Here is an 18430-nt window from a genome sequence, read left to right on the forward strand (position 1 = left end):
CGGACCGGCGTGCGTCCGACAGGCACCTTTCCCGGGCCCCGTGCGGAGTCCCTCAGAGCCTGCGCGCAGGAGCCGGACCGGCCCCACGCCCCCAGGAGCCGTGCCGGGCCAGCGCGCCGGACTCTCGCGCCTCCCCCGGAGCTTCGCGCGGTGCTCCGCCCGCAGCCCGGCACGGTCTTGCTCCCTCCCGGAACCGGAACCAGACCGGAATGGGACCGGAACCGGAACCGCCCGGCCGCCGCCCCCGTCGCCGGTCAGCCGCGTCCGCGCCGGGCCAGCACCAGGGAGCCGCCGCCCGCCAGGACCAGCGCGGCGGCGCCCGCGGCGATGTACGGGGTGGCCGAGCTGCCGCCGGTCTCGGCCAGGTCCGCCTCGGCGCGGGCGCCCTGGGGCTGGACGTCGGCGGCCGGTTCCGCCTCCTGCTCGGCGGCGGGGGGCTCCTCGCCCTTCGCCGGGGGCTGTGCGGCCTCCGGCTCCGGGGCGGCCGGGGACTCGCAGGTCGCCTCGGCCAGGGTCAGGGTGCCGTCGACCTCGGCGACGTTCAGGTCGAGCGGGTTGACGGACACCTTGAGTTCGAGCGCGGTGGCGGCGGCCGTGGTCGAGGTGGTCCGCGTCTTGGAGAGGTCGAGCCGCACCTCGCCGACGCCGGGCACCTTCACCTCCGTCGGCCCGCCGGTGGTCAGCGTGACCTTCTTGCCGAGGACGGTCACCGCGCCCAGCAGGTTGGCGTCGGCGACCGGAGCCTTACCGGCCTCGCAGGTCGCCGTGGAGGTGACCTTCCCGACCTCGATCAGGGACAGCAGGGGCAGACCCGGGACGTGCACCTTGGCGTGGGCCAGTTCGGTGCGGCCCTCGCTCTTCGCCGCGGTCGCCGTCGCCTTCGCCTGGGCCACGTCGGCGCGCAGGACGCTGAAGGGCTTGCCGCCGTCGACGCCGTCGAGGCGGGCGGTCAGCGCGGTCTGCTCGGCGCTCTCGGGTGCCCGCACCTCGTTGAGGGTGACCGTGAGCGGGACGTTCACGGTCTTGTTGAGCAGGGACACGTCGAGCCCGGTGCGCAGGACGGTGGCGCTCGCGCGGCCGTGGTCGCCGGTCGCCTGTGCGGTGCCCGCGCCGGCCAGCGCCGCGGGACCGGCGGCGAGGGCGGTGGCCGCCGCGACGGTCACGAGGCGGCGTGCGGGCATGCGGAAGGTGTTGCCGTTCAAGGTGGTGGGACCCCCAGTGAGACATGCGTGCGGGACACGCATGAGCGACATGCTTGGGACCCGGAAAGGATGTCGCCGCGCACGGCGAACCGTCAGCGATAGCGGGGCACTTCACCCCTTCGTGGGGTTTCCGCCCGTCTTTTCGAATCCCACGGCACGGGTGTTCCCCGCCGTCACTCCGGTCGGCTAACCGACGACCCGCCCGTTCAGCACCACCCGGCGCGGAGCGCGGAGCACGCGCACGTCCGCGCGCGGGTCCTCGTCGAACACCACCAGGTCGGCCGGCGCGCCCTCGTCCAGGCCGGGGCGCCCCAGCCAGCGCCGGGCCGCCCAGGTCGTCGCGGCCAGCGCCTCGACGGGCGGGATGCCGGCGGTGACCAGTTCCCCGACCTCCGCCGCCGCCAGGCCGTGCGCCAGCGAGCCGCCCGCGTCGGTGCCGACGAAGACCGGGATTCCGGCGTCGTAGGCGTTGCGCACGGTGTCGTAGCGGCGTTCGTGGAGCCGGCGCATGTGGGCCGACCAGCGGGGGAACCTGGATTCGCCGCCGTCGGCGAGGGCGGGGAAGGTGGCGATGTTGACCAGGGTCGGCACGATGGCGACGCCCCGCTCGGCGAAGAGCGGGATGGTGTCGTCGGTGAGGCCCGTGGCGTGCTCGACGCAGTCGATGCCGGCCTCGACGAGGTCGCGCAGGGAGTCCTCGGCGAAGCAGTGGGCGGTGACGCGGGCACCGAGGCGGTGGGCCTGAGCGATGGCCGCCTCCACGGCGCCGCGCGGCCAGCAGGCGGACAGGTCGCCGAGGTCGCGGTCGATCCAGTCGCCGACCAGCTTCACCCAGCCGTCACCGCGCCGGGCCTCCTGGGCGACGTAGGCGACGAGGTCGTCGGGCTCGACCTCCCAGGCGTAGTTGCGGATGTAGCGGCGGGTGCGGGCGATGTGCCGGCCGGCCCGGATGATCTTCGGGAGGTCGTCGCGGTCGTCGATCCAGCGGGTGTCGGAGGGTGAGCCGGCGTCGCGGATGAGCAGGGTGCCCGCCTCGCGGTCGGTCAGCGCCTGCTTCTCGGCGACGTCCTCGGGCACGGCTCCGTGCTGGTCGAGCCCGACGTGGCAGTGGGCGTCGACCAGGCCGGGCAGGGCCCAGCCGCGCACGGTGCGGATGTCGGCGGCGCCGGCCGGGCGGTCGTACGAGACCCTGCCGTCGACCACCCACAGCTCGTCCCGGACGTCCTCCGGTCCGACGAGCACCCGACCCTTGACGTGCAGCACCGTGCGATCGCTCATGTCCCGCACCTTAGACCGGGTCCCGGGGCCGTTCGAAGGCCCGGTCACCGGCCGCCGTCCCGCCGTACTGCCGCGCGGGCGCGCAGTTCGGTCGCGTACCCGGCCGCGACGGCGCTCGCGACGGCGGTCAGGGCGAGGACGGCGACGCCGGGGTTGACGTAGCCGGGGACGTCGGCGGTGTCGTAGGTCTCGCCGTCGACGGTCTCGCAGCTGAAGCGCAGGGGCAGGTAGGAGACGGAGTAGTCGATGACCTGACCGGACAGTTCCGGGGACACGCCGGCACGGCACGGCCGCAGCGGCGAGGAGCCCGCCCCGCCGTCCTCCGCTTCCAGGGCCGCGAGACCCACGCCCAGCAGACCCCAGAGGTACAGCAGGGCGGCGGCCCAGCCCGCGACCCCGGCGACGACGCGGAAGGGCGCGCCCGGCTTGCGCGGCGCGGGCACGACGGCCGAGGCCGTCCGCACACGGGGATACGCGCCGGCGCCCCGGCGCAGGACGGCGGCCGTCGCCACCGCGACGAGGACGAGCAGAAGGAGGATCACGGGCCGAGTCCATCACCCCGACGATCACCGTGACTGTTGCGGAAGCCACAATTCCGGGCGTGGGGGTGTCGCAACGGAAGCCCTCCGGCGCGAGTGGCGGCGGGGGCGGTGGTTACTCTCGACTGCGTACGCGCCGTACACCTGACCGTTACTGAAGAGAGCACCGCCGTGACCCACCCCTTCCTGGACCTCGCCCCGCTGAGCGCCGGCCGTTTCGCCGCGATCGAGGACCTGGTCGCGCGCCTGCTCGGCACGGGACAGGACGTCGTGATCATGCAGGGCGAGGCGCTGCTGCCGCTGGAGGGCGCCATCCGCGCCGCCGCCGGGCCGGGGACCGTCGCCCTGAACGTGATCACGGGGCCGTACGGGCAGACGTTCGGCAACTGGCTGCGGGACTGCGGCGCGACCGTGCACGACCTCGCCGTGCCGTTCCACACGGCGGTGTCGGCCGAGCAGATCCGCGCGGCCCTCGCCGAGCACCCGGAGATCGACTTCGTGTCCCTGGTGCACGCGGAGGCGGCGACCGGGAACACCAACCCGGTGGCGGAGATCGGCGAGGCGGTGCGGGCGCACGGCGCGCTGTTCTACCTGGACGCCGTGGCCTCCGTGGGCGCCGAGCCGGTGCTCCCGGACGCGTGGGGCGTGGACCTGTGCGTGATCGGCGCGCAGAAGGCGATGGGCGGCCCGGCCGGGGTGTCGGCGGTGTCGGTGAGCGAGCGGGCGTGGGCCCGGATGGCGGCGAACCCAAACGCCCCGCGACGTTCCTACCTGTCCCTCCTCGACTGGAAGGAGCGCTGGATCGACGGCGGGCGCAAGGCGCTGCTGCACGCTCCGGCGCAGTTGGAGATGCTCGCGCTGGAGGCGTGCGTGGAGCGCATCGAGGCGGAGGGGCTGGACGAGGTGACGGCGCGGCACGCGTCGGCCGCGGCGGCCACCAGGGCCGGTGTGCTCGCGCTGGGCGGTCTGGAGCCGTACGTGCACGAGGCGCGGGACGCGGCGCCGGTCGCGACGACGCTGCGCACGCCGCCGGACGTGGACGCCTCGGAACTGGTGGCCCGCGCCCTGGCGTCCGACCCGGCGCTGCCGCTGGCCGCGGGCGGGGGCGCGCTGGCCACGGAGATGATCCGCGTCAACCACTACGGCCCGGACGCCACGCCCGGGGCCGTTCAGGGCTCCCTGGCGGCACTGGGTGCCGCGCTGGCCGAGAAGGGGCTGAAGGCCGATCTGGAGGCCGCCCGGCGGGCCGTCGAGGACGCCTGGGACGGGCCGGCCGGTCCCGGCCATTCGACGGCGGGGACGGGCGCGTGAATTCGGGGTAATTCCCGACGCTCACACAAACAGAATTAAGGAATTACGCTCAGCACAGCTTCCCGTATTCTTCTGCCCGCTTTTCCGGGACCTAAACACAAAGATTCCGCGAAGCCCAAGCTACACATTTCGGGCACGTCTCGCGCGAGTTACGTGATTGTGACCCGATACACATGCTGCCCGTTTTGCGGCTTACGCCCGGCAGAAACCCCCACATAACGCCGTCGCCTCGCGCGGCGGCACGCGCCCGCGTGATAACACACGACGCTCCCATACGTAACCCCACACGGCGATGCAATTTCGAATTTCGCTGGGTAAATTCAATTTGCATGACTGCCGCGCAAGCAGACCTGCAAATCGACCGTCCGAGAGTGGCCGACGGGGCCGCCCTGTGGCGGATAGCAAGGGATTCCAAGGTCCTCGACCTGAACTCGTCCTACAGCTATCTGCTCTGGTGCCGTGACTTCGCCGCCACGTCGGCCGTCGCCCGCGACGAGCGCGGGGAGCCGGTCGGCTTCGTCACCGGGTACGTCCGGCCGGACCGGCCGGACACCCTCCTCGTGTGGCAGGTCGCGGTGGACGAGGCGTACCGCGGACGCCGGCTCGCCGCCGCCCTGCTCGACGGACTGGCCGCCCGCACCGTCGCGGAGCGCGGACTGACCACCCTGGAAACCACGATCTCCCCGGACAACACCGCATCCCAGCGGCTGTTCACCTCGTTCGCCGAGCGCCACGGCGCCCGGCTGGAGCGTGAGGTGCTGTTCGACACCGGCCTGTTCCCCGACGGGCCGCACGAGCCCGAGGTCCTGTACCGCATCGGCCCCCTGCGGGCCACCGCCCGCTGACCGACCGGCGCGCCGGACAGCCCGGCACCCCGTGCCAGTCCGGCCCCTCAGACTTCCCGGCCGGGACCGCACCGGTCCCCCGGACCCGTACGACCTTCCTCTCCCACCCTCACCCAACGAGGAGCGATTCGTCGTGACCATCACCCAGCCCGACCTCAGCGTCTTCGAGACCGTCGAGTCCGAGGTGCGCAGCTACTGCCGCGGCTGGCCCACCGTCTTCGACCGTGCGGTCGGCAGCCGCATGTACGACGAGGACGGCCACGAGTACCTCGACTTCTTCGCCGGAGCGGGCTCGCTCAACTACGGGCACAACAACGCCGTCCTGAAACGCGCGCTGATCGACTACCTGGAGCGGGACGGCGTCACGCACGGGCTCGACATGTCGACCACCGCCAAGCGCCGCTTCCTGGAGACGTTCCAGAACATCATCCTGCGCAAGCGTGACCTGCCCTACAAGGTCATGTTCCCGGGCCCGACGGGCACCAACGCCGTCGAGGCCGCGCTGAAGCTGGCGCGGAAGGTGAAGGGGCGCGAGTCGATCGTGTCCTTCACCAACGCCTTCCACGGCATGTCGCTGGGCTCGCTCGCGGTGACCGGCAACGCGTTCAAGCGGGCCGGCGCCGGCATCCCGCTGGTGCACGGCACACCCATGCCGTTCGACAACTACTTCGACGGCACCGTCGAGGACTTCATCTGGTTCGAGCGGCTGCTGGAGGACCAGGGCTCCGGCCTGAACAAGCCGGCCGCCGTGATCGTCGAGACGGTGCAGGGCGAGGGCGGCATCAACGTCGCCCGGGCCGAGTGGCTGCGCGCCCTGGCCGCCCTGTGCGAGCGCCAGGACATGCTGCTCATCGTCGACGACATCCAGATGGGCTGCGGCCGTACCGGCGCCTTCTTCTCCTTCGAGGAAGCGGGCATCACGCCGGACATCGTCACCGTCTCCAAGTCGATCAGCGGCTACGGCATGCCGATGGCGCTGACCCTGTTCAAGCCGGAGCTGGACGTCTGGGAGCCGGGCGAGCACAACGGCACCTTCCGCGGCAACAACCCGGCCTTCGTCACGGCGACCGCCACGCTGGAGACGTACTGGGCCGACGGGTCGGCGATGGAGAAGCAGACCCGCACCCGCGGTGAGCAGGTCGAGCAGCACATGATCGCCATCACCGAGGAGAACCTCGCCGACGTCAAGGAGTACCGCGGCCGCGGCCTGGTCTGGGGCCTGGAGTTCCACGACAAGGAGCGTGCGGGCCGGGTCGCCAAGCGCGCCTTCGAGCTCGGGCTGCTCATCGAGACCTCCGGTCCCGAGAGCGAGGTCGTCAAGCTGCTGCCGGCGCTCACCATCACGCCCGACGAGCTGGACGAGGGCATGAAGACCCTCGCGCGGGCCGTGCGCGAGACCGCCTGACACCACCACTGCTTCCGGCGCCTTCGGCCCGCGCGGCCGAAGGCGCCGGGGACCATTGCACACCCTTCACCTAGGAGGCATCGCAACACCGTGATCGTCCGTTCGTTCAAGGAGATCGAAGGCACCGACCGGCACGTGAAATCGGCGTCCGGCACCTGGGAGAGCAAGCGCATCGTCCTCGCGAAGGAGAAGGTCGGCTTCTCCGTCCACGAGACGATCCTGTACGCGGGTACGGAGACGTCGATGTGGTACGCGAACCACATCGAGGCAGTCGTCTGCACCAAGGGCGACGCCGAGCTGACCGACCGCGAGACGGGGAAGACTTACCACATCACGCCGGGGACCATGTACCTCCTCAACGGCCACGAGCGGCACACGCTCAAGGTCAAGGAGGACTTCCACTGCATCTGTGTCTTCAACCCGCCCGTCACCGGACGGGAGGATCACGACGAGAACGGCGTCTACCCGCTGCTCACCGAGGAGGTGTGAGTCACCGTGACCACCACGACCACGAACGTCACCGATCTCTATCCCACCCGCGGCGCCACCGAGGTGGCCACTCCTCGGCAGGACCCGGTCGTCTGGGGCTCCCCGGACACGCCCGGTCCCGTCTCGGCGGGTGACCTCCAGTCCCTGGACCGCGACGGCTTCCTCGCCATCGACCAGCTCATCGGGCCGGACGAGGTAGAGGTCTACGCGCGCGAGCTGGAGCGGCTCACCACCGACCCGGCCATCCGCGCGGACGAGCGCTCGATCGTGGAGCCGCAGTCCCAGGAGATCCGGTCGGTCTTCGAGGTGCACAAGATCAGCGAGGTCTTCGCCAAGCTGGTGCGCGACGAGCGCGTGGTCGGGCGGGCCCGGCAGATCCTCGGCTCGGACGTCTACGTCCACCAGTCGCGGATCAACGTGAAGCCGGGCTTCGGCGCCAGCGGCTTCTACTGGCACTCGGACTTCGAGACCTGGCACGCCGAGGACGGCCTGCCCAACATGCGCACGATCTCGGTCTCGATCGCGCTCACCGAGAACTACGACACCAACGGCGGTCTGATGATCATGCCGGGGTCGCACAAGACGTTCCTCGGGTGCGCGGGGGCCACGCCGAAGGACAACTACAAGAAGTCCCTGCAGATGCAGGACGCGGGGACGCCGTCCGACGAGGCGCTGACGAAGATGGCGTCCGAGTACGGCATCAAGCTGTTCACCGGCAAGGCCGGCTCGGCGACCTGGTTCGACTGCAACTGCATGCACGGCTCCGGCGACAACATCACGCCGTTCCCGCGCAGCAACGTGTTCATCGTGTTCAACAGCGTGGAGAACACGGCGGTCGAGCCGTTCGCGGCACCGATCCGGCGGCCGGAGTTCATCGGCGCGCGGGACTTCACTCCCGTCCGGTGACCCGGCTCGGCCGGGGGTCCGGGGGTTGTCCCCCGGAGATGACAGCATCGGCGCGCGGGACTTCACGCCGGTGAAGTGACCCGCGTCTGATCTCGGGCAGGGGCCTTTTCGTGTGGGACGGGAGGCCCCTGCCCGATGTTCTTCCCGGACCTGCCGGGTCAGCCCGCCAGCACGTCCAGCAGCCGGTCCACGTCCGCCGCCGTGTTGTACACGTGGAAGGCGGCCCGCAGGTTGCCCGCCCGGTCGGAGACCTGGATCCCGGACCGGCCCAACTCCTCCTGGCGGTGGCCGAGTCCGGGCACGGACACGATCGCGGAGCCCGGCGCGGGCACCGGCTCGTGGCCCAGGGAGGCGAGCCCCGCGCGGAACCGGTCGGCGAGGGCGGTGTCGTGGGCGTGCACGGCGTCGGCGCCCAGCTCCTCGATCAGGGCCAGGGAGTGCCGGGCTCCCGTGTAGGAGAACAGGGCGGGGCTCTCGTCGAAGCGCCGCGCGGAGTGCGCGAGTTCCTCGACGCGGCCGTAGCAGCTGTCCCAGGGGCGCTCCCCCGACGCCCACCCGCCGAACAGCGGCGTCAGCCCGGCCGCCTCGCCCAGGTCCTCCGGTACGACGAGGAAGGCGACGCCGCGCGGGCAGAGCACCCACTTGTAGGCGACGGCCACCACGAAGTCGAAGTCGTCCGCGGCCAGCGGCAGCCACCCGCCCGACTGCGAGGCGTCGACCAGCGTCCGGGCCCCGTGCGCCCGGGCGGCGTCCCGCACCGCCGCGAGGTCCGCGATCCGCCCGTCGGCGGACTGGACGGAGCTGACCGCGACGAGCGCGGTGTCCGGGCCCACCGACTCGGCGACCCGCTCCAGCGGCACACTGCGCACCTTGAGATCACCGCGCGAGTACAGCGGATTCACCAGGGAACTGAAGTCGCCCTCGGCAGTGAGTACTTCGGCGCCCTGGGGCAGCGAGGCGGCGACGAGCCCGCTGTACGTGGCGACCGACGCGCCGGCCGCGACCCGGGTGACGGGCACCCCCGTCAGCCGGGCGTAGGCGGACCGGGACGCCTCGACGTCGGCGAACATGTCGGACGGCAGCCCGGCCGCCGCCGAGGCCGCCGCGTCCCGCATGGCGACGAGGGTCCGGGCGGGGAGCAGACCGGTGCTGGCGGTGTTGAGGTACGTGGTCTTCGGGGCGAACTCGGTACGGACGAGATTGTCGAAGCTCTCCATGGGACCACTGTGCGGCCCCGGGATCTCCCCGTCCATCGCGTATTTCTACGCGGTACCTCCAAGGGACGCTTATGCGAGCGCGCCCACCTGCGGCTTCACCGCCCGGGCACCGCGCACCCGTCCGGACCGCACGCCTCGGCGCCCCCGTCGTCGATCAGCTTCAGGGGCGTGCGCTCGCCCCACGCCTGGGTCAGCGCCTGCGCGAAGACCTCGGCGGGCTGGGCGCCGGAGACACCGTACTTCCGGTCGAGTACGAAGAACGGCACACCCGTCGCCCCGAGCTGCGCGGCCTCGCGCTCGTCGGCGCGGACCTCGTCGGCGTAGGCGGTGGGGTCGGCGAGCACCGCGCGGGCGGCCTCCGCGTCCAGACCGGCGGCGACGGCCAGGCCGACCAGGCGCTCGTCGTCGTTGAAGACGGAACGCTCCTCGGCGAAGTTGGCCCGGTACAGGGCGTCCAGCAGCGCCTCCTGCCGGCCCTTGTCCTTGGCGAGGTACAGCAGCCGGTGCATGTCGAAGGTGCTGCCGTGGTCGCGGCCCCGGGTGCGGTAGTCCAGGCCCTCGGCGGCGGCCTGCGTGCCGAGGTTGTCCTCACCGGCCTGGGCCTGCGCCTCGCTCATGCCGTACTTCGCGGTGAGCATGGTCAGCACGGGCTGGACGTCGTCCCTGGCCCGCCCGGGGTCCAGCTCGAAGGACCGGTGGACCACCTCGACGCCGTCCCGGTGCTCGAAGGCCGCCAGCGCCTTCTCGAAGCGGGCCTTGCCCACATAGCACCACGGGCAGGCGATGTCGCTCCAGATCTCGACGCGCATGTCTCGGCTCTTCTCCAGGTCGTACGGTGCGGAGGCCCCCTCCGCTACCTGGGTGAACCTTCAACCAGCCGGTCCCATTCCCGCCTCAGCTGCCGTCCCGCGGATCCGCCGGCCAGGCCGGCCGGAACTCCAGCCGGTCGTACGTCACCGTGCAGCCCTCGCCCGTCGGCGCCTGCGCCAGGAAGCCGACCAGGGCGGTGCCGGTCTCCTCCTCGTCGCCCAGCGTGAAGAGCCGGACGAAGGTCCAGCGTTCGCCGTCGAGGGAGGCGTGGAAGGCGAAGGCCCGTCCGGTGCGGCTGACCCGCAGCCACACCGAGTCCCCGTCCACGGTGAAGGAGTTGCAGTCGTCGGAGTGCCCCCGGGTGACCACCGTGCAGACGGTGGCCACGTCCGGGGAGTACTCCAGGCACAGCTTGGCCCAGGCCCGCTCGCCGACGTGCACGTAGAGCACCCCGGCGTCGAAGGCGGCCCCGAACCCGACGGTGACACGGGCGATCAGCTGGAAGTCCCCCTCGGGAGCACCCAGCAGCCGGGGCGCGTCGGAGGCGGGGTCCAGTGCTTCCCCGGTCGGCGGCACGAACCGGTCCTGCCGGGGCCCGGCGGTCCCGGTGAGGACACCGTCCTCGTAGGCCCAATCGCCGTCGGGGCCGTATGGACGGAGGGGAAAGGGCAGTTCGGGAAGTTCAAGCGACATTGCATGATCCTCTCAGGCCGCCGGATCCCACCCAGGGGCGCGGGGCTGCATCGATGTGCGGCTCCGCCGCGTGGGCGCGACCAGCCACAACGGCGCAGCACCCCGCATACGAACCGCACCCCCACGGCGCTACCGCTCAAGCACCCCATTGAACCGCCGAGGCAGCCCCAGCGGATTCCCGTCCCGCAGCTCAGCCGGCAGCAACGCCTCCGGCACCCCCTGATAAGCGACCGGCCGCAGCCACCGCTCAACAGCCGTACCCCCCACCGACGTGGACGTCGAAGTGGTCGCCGGGTACGGCCCCCCGTGATGCTGGGCCGCCGCCACCGCGACCCCCGTCGGCCACCCATTCACCAGCACCCGCCCCGCCAGCGGCGTCACCTCGGCGAGGAGGGCCGCCCCGGCCCCGTCCCCCGCCGCCTCCCCGGCGGAGAGCTGGACCGTCGCCGTCAGGTTCCCCGGCAGCCGCGACAGCACGCCCCGGACCTCGGCCTCGTCCTCGTAGCGGGCCACCACGGTGACCGGCCCGAAGCACTCCTCCAGCAGCAGGTCGTGCTCGCCCCGGGCCGCCAGCCGCGCGGCCGGCACGGTCAGGAAGCCGGCGCTGACGGTGTGCTCGCCGCCCGGGCCCGGCGTCACCGGCGAGTCCACGTCGGGCAGCGCCGCGCGCTCGGCGACCCCGGCGACGAAGTTGTCCCGCATCCGGTGGTCGAGCAGCACCCCGGCGTCGGTGGTGCCGACCGCGTCCGTGAGGGACTTGACCAGGCCGTCCCCGGCGTCACCCGCCGGGACCAGGACCAGGCCGGGCTTCACGCAGAACTGGCCGACGCCCAGGGTCATCGAACCGGCCAGCCCGGCGCCGATCGCCTCCGCCCGCTCCGCGGCCGCCGCCTCCGTGACCACGACCGGGTTCAGCGAGCCCAGCTCGCCGTGGAAGGGGATCGGGACCGGACGTGCCGCCGCCGCGTCGAACAGCGCGCGCCCACCGCGGACCGACCCCGTGAAACCGGCCGCCGCGACCAGCGGGTGCTTGATCAGCTCGATGCCGGCGTCGAAGCCGTGCACCAGGCCGATGACGCCCTCGGGAAGGTCGTGCCGCGCGGCGGCCCGGCGCAGCACCTTCGCCACCAGCTCGGACAGGGCCGGGTGGTCCGGGTGGGCCTTGACCACGACCGGGCAGCCGGCCGCGAGGGCGCTCGCGGTGTCGCCGCCGGGGACGGAGAAGGCGAAGGGGAAGTTCGAGGCGGAGTAGACGGCCACGACGCCGAGCGGCACCTTGTAGCGGCGCAGGTCGGGGATCGGCGGGGTGGCGGTGTCGTCGGGGTGGTTGACGACGACGCCGAGGAACTCGCCCTCGTCGACGATGCCGGCGAAGGCGCGCAGCTGGTAGCAGGTGCGGGCGAGTTCGCCGGTGAGCCGGACCGGGCCGAGCGCGGTCTCCGCGTCGGCGGCCTCGACCAGGGTGGCCTCGGCCGCCTTCAGTTCCTCGGCGGCGGTGCGCAGGAAGGCCGCGCGGACGGTGCGGTCGGCGAGGGCGTCCCGGGCGGCGTGCGCGGCGCGTACGGCGGCGTCCACCTCCCGGGCCGTGGCTTCCACCGCGACCTGTTCACGCTGCTTCCCGGTACGGGGGTCGACACTCCAGACTGGTGCTGCTGCCACCGCGGTCCCTCCACGTGCTCAACATCGGGCTCGTTCGATATACTGAACGCTGTCTCTCATGATGAATATGCTGTTGGAGACTATTTCCCGGCGAACGAAGGGGTCAAGGGCGATGTCGGCTGGCGAGACGGGGGGCGGAGCGCAGGTCAAGTCCGCCGTGCGGACGGTGGAACTGCTCGAGTACTTCGCCGGACGCCCCGGTATGCACTCCCTCGCGTCCGTCCAGGAGGCCGTGGGCTATCCCAAGTCCAGCCTCTACATGCTGCTGCGCACGCTGGTGGAGCTGGGCTGGGTGGAGACCGACTCGACCGGCACCCGGTACGGCATCGGCGTGCGGGCGCTGCTGGTCGGCACGTCGTACATCGACGGCGACGAGGTGGTCGCGGCGGCGCGGCCCACGCTGGACCGGCTCTCCGACGACACCACGGAGACCATCCACCTGGCGCGGCTGGACGGCACCAACGTCGTCTACCTCGCCACCCGGCAGTCGCAGCACTACCTGCGGCCGTTCACCCGGGTCGGCCGCCGGCTGCCCGCGCACTCGACGTCGCTGGGCAAGGCGCTGCTGAGCACCTACAGCGACGAGCAGGTGCGCAAGATGCTCCCGGAGACGCTGCCCGCGCTGACCGAGCACACCATCACCGACCGGGAGAAGCTCATCGAGGAGCTGCGCCAGGTGCGGGAGCAGGGCTTCGCCGTGGACCGCGAGGAGAACACGCTGGGCCTGCGCTGCTTCGGCGTGGCGGTGCCCTACCGCACTCCCGCGCGGGACGCGATCAGCTGCTCGGTGCCGGTGGCGCGGCTGACGCCCGCGCACGAGCAGATGGTGAAGGACGCGTTGTTCGACGCGCGGGACCGGCTGACGCTGGCCACGCGTAGGCTCTGATCCATGGACATCGCACTGCGCGAGGTACACGACAGCGACCTGCCCGTCTTCTTCCGGCAGATGAACGATCCGGAAGCCCTGCGCATGGCGGCCTTCACCCCGCCGGACCCCGCCGACTGGGACGCGTTCACGACGCACTGGCGCAAGATCCGGGCCTCGCGCGACGTCGTGCGCACCATCCTGGGCGACGGTGACGTGATCGGCAGCACGGCGGTGTACGGGGAGCCGGGCGAGCGCGAGGTGACGTACTGGATCGACCGGGCGTACTGGGGGCGCGGGGTGGCCACGACGGCGCTGCGGGCCCTGCTCTCCGAGGTGCGCGACCGCCCGCTGTACGCACGCGCGGCGGCGGACAACGCCGGATCGCGCCGGGTGCTGGAGAAGTGCGGCTTCGAGACGACCGCCCGGGCCCGCGGGTTCGCCCGGGCCCGGGGCGAGGAGATCGACGAGGTCGTGCTGCACCTCGCGGGCTGACCGGCTCTCCGCCGCGCGGCGGAGGCGGATCGTCGCGGCGCAGGACGCGCCCGCGGGGCCGGACACGGGAGCGTGGAGCCATGACGCAGACGCTCGCACCCGCCTCCGCGCCGGCTCCCGGCCGCACCACCCGGACACACCGGCTGCTGCGCGCCACCGCCGTCGCCGCCTGCCTTCCCTACCTCGGGCTCAAGGTCGCCTGGATCGCCGGGAGTCACCTCGGGATACCGGACGGCAGCGTACTGCTGGAGCACCGGACGGCCATGGCGGTGGGCAACGCACTGACCCTGCTGCTGGACAGCTGTGTGATCGTGCTGACCCTGGTGCTGACCCGTCCCTGGGGCCTGCGGGTGCCCGCGTGGGCGCTGGCGTTCCCGGTGTGGGTCGCCACGGGGCTGCTCGCGCCGATCATGGCCGGGTTCCCGTTGCAGCTCCTGACGCGGGCGTTCGGCGGGGACGACGTGTCCGCGTCGGGCTCGGGCAGCGAACCCTTCCTCGACCCATGGGTGTTCACGGTCGTGTACACCGGGTTCATCGTGCAGGGGCTGGCCCTGGGGGCGCTGTTCGTGCTCTACGCACGCGGCCGCTGGGGGCACCTGTGGCGCGGGCGGGTGTGGGACCTGCCGGTGCGCTCCGTCGGGGCGCCGTACAAGGCGCTCGCCGTCGTCGGGGCGGTCCTCGCGTCGTTCCCGGCCGCGGTCCGGCTGTACTGGGCGTGCGGCGGCATCACGGGGCTCGGGGACGGGGAGCGCACCGCCGGCTTCCGGGTGCTGGAGGCCATGCACGTCGCCTTCCTGGCGGCGGCGGTCGCCGGGACCCTGCTGCTCGCCTTCCGCGGCGCGCGGATCCTGCCGGTCAAGATGCCCCTCGCCTCGGCCTGGGTGGGGTCCGGCGCCGCCGCCTGCTGGGGCGGCTGGGTGCTGCTCGCGGCGCTGCTGCCGGCGGACGATTCCGCGGAGCGCCCCACAGCGCTGATGACGTTCACCTACGCTGGTCAGATGACCGTCGGCCTCCTCCTCGCCTCAGTCGGCGCCCACTTCCTCGCCCGGCGGTCGGCCAAGGCCCGCGTCCGGCCGTGACCGCTCTCGTCCGACTCCTGTTCGGCCGGCGGGCCCGGCTGCGGTGGATCCACCTGATCCTCGGCGGCGCGCTCGCCATGCCGTACGTCCTCGTCGGCTCGGTCGTCGTCGGCCCGTTCACCGGCGTCGACAACGTCTTCGGGTCGCTCACCCTCCAGTTGGCCTCGTTCGCGGTGGGCCTGCCGCTCGCCGCGGTCACCTCGCTGTTCCCGCTCACCCGCCCCCTGGAGTCCGGCGTGGTGCGGTGGCTGTGCGGGGTCGGGGCGGACCGGCTGGCGTACGGGCCCGCCCGGACGAAGGGTGAGAAGGGGCGTACGGCGGCCTGGTTCACGCTCCATCTCGGCCTGGGCGGGATCGTCGCGGGAATGTCGCTGGCGGTGCCGCCGTTCGCGGCGGCGCTGATCGCGCTGCCCTTCGTGCCGGCGCTGCGCGACGACCCGGCGGGGCTGCCCGGCGTCCTCGACCACGCGTGGGCGCTCGCGCTCGCGCCGGTCGCGGGTGCCGTGATGCTGGTCGCGCTCGCCGCGTGCGCCGCCGGGTGCGGCACGCTGCTGGCCCGGTGGGCGCCCGCCCTGCTCGGCCCCTCCCCCGAGGACCGGGTGGCGGCGGCCGAGGCACGCGCCGCCGACCTCGCCGTCCGCAACCGGCTGGCGCGCGAACTGCACGACTCCGTGGGCCACGCCCTGAGCGCGGTCACCCTCCAGGCGAGCGCGGCCCGCCGGCTGCTGGACTCCGACCCGGAGTTCGTCCGCGAGGCCCTCGCCGCGATCGAGGACACCACGCGGCGCACGGTCGGCGAGCTCGACGCCGTACTGGGCGTCCTGCGCGACGGCGACGCGCCCGGCACCGCGCCCGCCCCCACCCTCGCCGCCGACCTCGACGGCCTGCTGGACCGCACCCGCGCGGGCGGCCTGCGGGTCACGGCCACCGTCGCCGCCGACCCGCGCGCGCTGCCGCCGCCGGTGTCCCGGGAGGCGTACCGCATCGTGCAGGAGGGACTGAGCAACGCGCTGCGGCACGCGGGCGGCCAGACCCCCGTGGCCCTGTGCGTCGAGGTACGGGACGGCCAGCTGCGGATCACCGTGGAGAACCCCGTCGGCCCGGCGGGCGAGGCGGCCCACCCGTCCGACGGCATCCCGCGCCCCGGCGGCGGCCACGGCCTGCGCGGCATCGCCGACCGGGCCCGCCTGCTGGGCGGGGTGGCGGAGGCGGGTCCCGTCGGCCGGACGTGGCGACTCCACGTACGGCTGCCCCTGGCGAGCACCACGTGACCGACCGCGGTCGCGGGAGAAGACCGAAGGAGACCGTGTGACGGCATCGCAGGAGACCGCAGCGGACCGGGCGGCCCGCCCGCCCGTCCGGATCGTCCTCGCCGACGACGAGCGCATGGTCCGCACCGCCCTGCGCGCCATCCTCTCCGCCGAGCCGGACCTTGAGGTCGCGGGCGAGGCGGCCACCGGGGCCGAGGCCGTCTCGGTCGTGCGGGAGACCCTGCCGGACGTGGTCCTGATGGACGTCCGCATGCCCGGGACCGACGGCATCCGCGCCACCGAGCAGATCCTCGCCACGCTCGCCGACCCGCCCCGCGTCGTGGTCGTCACCACCTTCGAGAACGACGCGTACGTCTACGACGCCCTGCGCGCCGGGGCCGCCGGTTTCCTGCTCAAGCGTGCCGACGCCGACACGCTCGTCCGGGCGGTGCGGCTGGTGGCGCACAGCGACACGCTGCTGTTCCCGTCAGCGGTGCGCGCGCTGGCGGCCGAGCACGCGCGCGCCAACCCCGCCCCGCCGGCGTGGGCGGCACGGCTCACGGGACGTGAGGCCGAGGTGCTGCGCCTGATGGCGACCGGGCTGACCAACGCCGAGATCGCCGGGCGCATGCGGGTGGGGCCGGCCACGGTGAAGACCCATGTGGCGTCGGTGCTGGCGAAGACCGGCAGCCGCGACCGCACCCAGGCGGTCATCCGGGCCTACGAGGCCGGCTTCATGAACGGACGATGAGAAAACGGGCACACGGGAACGTTTCGCTCCGCCCCGTTCGTCCTGCAAGCGGGATGAACAAGACGATCAGGCGCGCATCGGTCTTCACGCTGCTCCTGGTGTTCGCTCTGCTGGTCAGGGCGACCTGGGTGCAGTTCTACAAGGCCGAGGCACTCGCGGACGACAAGGAAAACCGGCGCAACGCGATCGAGACGTACGCGGAGCCGCTGGGGAACATCATCGTGGCCGGCCGGTCGGTCACCGGCTCGGCACCCACGGAGGGGGGTGACCTCGCGTACAAGCGGACGTACGAGAACGGCAAGCTGTACGCCGCGGTGACGGGCTACGCCTCACAGGCGTACGCGCCGACGCAGCTGGAGGGCATCTACCAGGACGTGCTCAACGGCACCGACCCGCGGCTGAAGACGGTGATGGACACGGTCACCGGCACCCGCGCCGAGCCGGGCAACGTGGTCACGACCATCGACCCGGCCGTGCAGAAGGCCGGATTCGAGGCGCTGGGCGAGACCAAGGGCGCCGCCGTCGCGATCGACCCGAAGACCGGCGAGATCCTGGCGGTCGTCTCGACCCCGTCGTACGACCCGACGTCGCTGACCGACGCCAACACCGCAGGTGAGGCCTGGGAGAGGCTGACCAGGGACCCGGACAAGCCGCTGACCAACCGCGCGCTGCGCCAGCCGCTGCCGCCGGGCTCGACGTTCAAGCTGGTCGTGGCGGCCGCCGCGCTGGAGGACGGGCTGTACGGGTCGGTGGACGAGAAGACCGACAGCCCGGACCCCTACACGCTGCCGGGCACCGTGACGGACCTGACGAACGAGAACCCGAACGCGCCCTGCGAGGACGCCACGATCCGCACCGCGCTGCAGTACTCGTGCAACAACGTCTTCGCGAAGATGGCCGTCGACCTCGGCCAAGACAAGCTGCGGGCGATGGCCGAGAAGTTCGGCTTCAACGACGAGACGCAGGACGTGCCGGTGCGCGCCTACACCAGCGTGTACCCGAAGGACATGAACAAGTCGTCGACGGCGCTGACGGGCATCGGCCAGTTCGACGTGACGGCGACCCCGCTGCAGATGGCCATGGTGTCGGCGGCGCTGGCCAACGGCGGTGAGCTGGTCTCGCCGCACATGGTGTCGCAGATCACCGACAGCGGCGGCGAGGTCCTGGAGGACCACACCGACCCCGACTCGAAGCGAATCGTTTCCTCCGACACGGCCGAGCAGCTGCGGTCGGCGATGCAGACGGTCGTCGAGAAGGGCACGGGGTCCAACGCGCAGATCTCCGGCGCGACCGTGGGCGGCAAGACGGGCACCGCCCAGCACGGCGAGAACAACAGCAAGACCCCGTACGCCTGGTTCACCTCGTACGCCAAGTCGGACTCTTCGGACCGGGAGGTGGCCGTGGCGGTCATCATCGAGCAGTCCGACGCGGCCCGCTCCGAGGTCAGCGGCAACGGCCTGGCCGCCCCGGTGGCCAAGGCGATGATGGAGGCGGCGCTCAAGAGCTGACCCAACGGGCAGGCTTCTGCGGCCGGTTCGGCTTGTCACACGGCGTTCGACGCACCGTACGGGTGGTGCGTCGGACGCTGCTACAGTTCCGGACTCCGGCCCGGCGCACGGCTGTTCGACGCCGGGGA

General features: G+C 72.6%; 18 protein-coding genes. 11 read left to right on the forward strand and 7 right to left on the reverse strand.

All coding sequences use genetic code 11. The features are described from left to right. Positions 1-254: 254 nt before the first annotated feature. The 3 genes from AMK11_RS00360 to AMK11_RS00370 all read right to left on the reverse strand — a co-directional run bounded on the left by AMK11_RS00360 (position 255) and on the right by AMK11_RS00370 (position 3022). The gene (locus AMK11_RS00360) at positions 255-1202 is read right to left on the reverse strand and encodes an SCO1860 family LAETG-anchored protein (protein WP_073721450.1); all 948 of its coding nucleotides are present in this window, start codon (positions 1200-1202) and stop codon (positions 255-257) included. Between the two features lie 186 nt (positions 1203-1388). Next, entirely contained in the window at positions 1389-2480 is a 1092-nt protein-coding gene (locus AMK11_RS00365; protein ID WP_073721452.1) for an amidohydrolase family protein, read from the reverse strand. A gap of 44 nt (positions 2481-2524) precedes the next feature. After that, positions 2525-3022 (reverse strand): hypothetical protein, encoded by a 498-nt coding sequence (locus AMK11_RS00370; RefSeq protein ID WP_073721454.1) that lies wholly within the window; start codon positions 3020-3022, stop codon positions 2525-2527. Positions 3023-3190: 168 nt separating this feature from the next. Between AMK11_RS00370 and AMK11_RS00375 the strand changes: the two genes are divergently transcribed. The 5 genes from AMK11_RS00375 (at position 3191) to thpD (ending at position 7975) form a co-directional block, all read left to right on the forward strand. Continuing rightward, positions 3191-4330, forward strand: coding sequence for a pyridoxal-phosphate-dependent aminotransferase family protein (locus AMK11_RS00375; protein WP_073721456.1), 1140 nt, complete (start codon positions 3191-3193; stop codon positions 4328-4330). A gap of 329 nt (positions 4331-4659) precedes the next feature. Further along, positions 4660-5175 carry a diaminobutyrate acetyltransferase gene (gene ectA, locus AMK11_RS00380; RefSeq protein ID WP_073721484.1) on the forward strand — a complete coding sequence of 172 codons (516 nt, stop codon included), beginning with the start codon at positions 4660-4662 and terminating at the stop codon, positions 5173-5175. Positions 5176-5308: 133 nt separating this feature from the next. Further along, positions 5309-6580, forward strand: a complete 1272-nt coding sequence (gene ectB, locus AMK11_RS00385) for a diaminobutyrate--2-oxoglutarate transaminase (protein WP_073721486.1) — start codon at positions 5309-5311, stop codon at positions 6578-6580. 90 nt (positions 6581-6670) lie between these two features. Next, positions 6671-7069 carry an ectoine synthase gene (locus AMK11_RS00390; protein WP_043374438.1) on the forward strand — a complete coding sequence of 133 codons (399 nt, stop codon included), beginning with the start codon at positions 6671-6673 and terminating at the stop codon, positions 7067-7069. A gap of 6 nt (positions 7070-7075) precedes the next feature. Next, the gene (gene thpD, locus AMK11_RS00395) at positions 7076-7975 is read left to right on the forward strand and encodes an ectoine hydroxylase (RefSeq protein WP_073721488.1); all 900 of its coding nucleotides are present in this window, start codon (positions 7076-7078) and stop codon (positions 7973-7975) included. Between the two features lie 158 nt (positions 7976-8133). Here the strand turns inward: thpD and AMK11_RS00400 are convergent, their stop codons facing one another. The 4 genes from AMK11_RS00400 to AMK11_RS00415 all read right to left on the reverse strand — a co-directional run bounded on the left by AMK11_RS00400 (position 8134) and on the right by AMK11_RS00415 (position 12354). Next, entirely contained in the window at positions 8134-9228 is a 1095-nt protein-coding gene (locus AMK11_RS00400; protein WP_079187140.1) for an aminotransferase class V-fold PLP-dependent enzyme, read from the reverse strand. A 59-nt stretch (positions 9229-9287) separates the two neighbouring features. Beyond that, entirely contained in the window at positions 9288-10001 is a 714-nt protein-coding gene (locus AMK11_RS00405) for a DsbA family oxidoreductase (RefSeq protein WP_073721490.1), read from the reverse strand. Between the two features lie 85 nt (positions 10002-10086). Further along, positions 10087-10695 carry a DUF1349 domain-containing protein gene (locus AMK11_RS00410; RefSeq protein WP_073721491.1) on the reverse strand — a complete coding sequence of 203 codons (609 nt, stop codon included), beginning with the start codon at positions 10693-10695 and terminating at the stop codon, positions 10087-10089. A 129-nt stretch (positions 10696-10824) separates the two neighbouring features. Then, on the reverse strand, positions 10825-12354 hold the full coding sequence (locus AMK11_RS00415) for an aldehyde dehydrogenase (NADP(+)) (protein ID WP_073721492.1): 1530 nt from the start codon (positions 12352-12354) through the stop codon (positions 10825-10827). A 112-nt stretch (positions 12355-12466) separates the two neighbouring features. Between AMK11_RS00415 and AMK11_RS00420 the strand changes: the two genes are divergently transcribed. The 6 genes from AMK11_RS00420 to AMK11_RS00445 all read left to right on the forward strand — a co-directional run bounded on the left by AMK11_RS00420 (position 12467) and on the right by AMK11_RS00445 (position 18302). Next, positions 12467-13240: an IclR family transcriptional regulator gene (locus AMK11_RS00420; protein WP_073721493.1), complete on the forward strand. Its 774-nt coding sequence runs from the start codon at positions 12467-12469 to the stop codon at positions 13238-13240. Between the two features lie 3 nt (positions 13241-13243). Further along, positions 13244-13714, forward strand: coding sequence for a GNAT family N-acetyltransferase (locus tag AMK11_RS00425; protein ID WP_073721494.1), 471 nt, complete (start codon positions 13244-13246; stop codon positions 13712-13714). 80 nt (positions 13715-13794) lie between these two features. Then, a complete protein-coding gene (locus AMK11_RS00430; RefSeq protein WP_073721495.1) occupies positions 13795-14793 on the forward strand; it encodes a hypothetical protein in 999 nt (332 codons plus the stop codon). Continuing rightward, positions 14790-16064, forward strand: a complete 1275-nt coding sequence (locus AMK11_RS00435; protein WP_073721496.1) for a sensor histidine kinase — start codon at positions 14790-14792, stop codon at positions 16062-16064. Before AMK11_RS00430 ends, AMK11_RS00435 begins: the two co-directional genes overlap by 4 nt. Positions 16065-16101: 37 nt before the next feature. Next, on the forward strand, positions 16102-16794 hold the full coding sequence (locus tag AMK11_RS00440) for a response regulator transcription factor (protein WP_073721497.1): 693 nt from the start codon (positions 16102-16104) through the stop codon (positions 16792-16794). 53 nt (positions 16795-16847) lie between these two features. Beyond that, positions 16848-18302, forward strand: a complete 1455-nt coding sequence (locus AMK11_RS00445; protein ID WP_073721498.1) for a peptidoglycan D,D-transpeptidase FtsI family protein — start codon at positions 16848-16850, stop codon at positions 18300-18302. Positions 18303-18430 lie beyond the last annotated feature (128 nt).

The organism is Streptomyces sp. CB02414 (assembly GCF_001905385.1).
In the GTDB taxonomy this organism is placed as follows: Bacteria; Actinomycetota; Actinomycetes; order Streptomycetales; family Streptomycetaceae; genus Streptomyces.

Bases quoted from the DNA above. Each gene is read 5' to 3' on its own strand.
- AMK11_RS00365 (WP_073721452.1), bottom strand. From the start codon at position 2,480: ATGAGCGATCGCACGGTGCTGCACGTCAAGGGTCGGGTGCTCGTCGGA.
- ectA (WP_073721484.1), top strand. From the start codon at position 4,660: ATGACTGCCGCGCAAGCAGACCTGCAAATCGACCGTCCGAGAGTGGCC.
- AMK11_RS00400 (WP_079187140.1), bottom strand. From the start codon at position 9,228: ATGGACGGGGAGATCCCGGGGCCGCACAGTGGTCCCATGGAGAGCTTC.
- AMK11_RS00405 (WP_073721490.1), bottom strand. From the start codon at position 10,001: ATGCGCGTCGAGATCTGGAGCGACATCGCCTGCCCGTGGTGCTATGTG.
- AMK11_RS00410 (WP_073721491.1), bottom strand. From the start codon at position 10,695: ATGTCGCTTGAACTTCCCGAACTGCCCTTTCCCCTCCGTCCATACGGC.
- AMK11_RS00420 (WP_073721493.1), top strand. From the start codon at position 12,467: ATGTCGGCTGGCGAGACGGGGGGCGGAGCGCAGGTCAAGTCCGCCGTG.
- AMK11_RS00425 (WP_073721494.1), top strand. From the start codon at position 13,244: ATGGACATCGCACTGCGCGAGGTACACGACAGCGACCTGCCCGTCTTC.
- AMK11_RS00430 (WP_073721495.1), top strand. From the start codon at position 13,795: ATGACGCAGACGCTCGCACCCGCCTCCGCGCCGGCTCCCGGCCGCACC.
- AMK11_RS00445 (WP_073721498.1), top strand. From the start codon at position 16,848: ATGAACAAGACGATCAGGCGCGCATCGGTCTTCACGCTGCTCCTGGTG.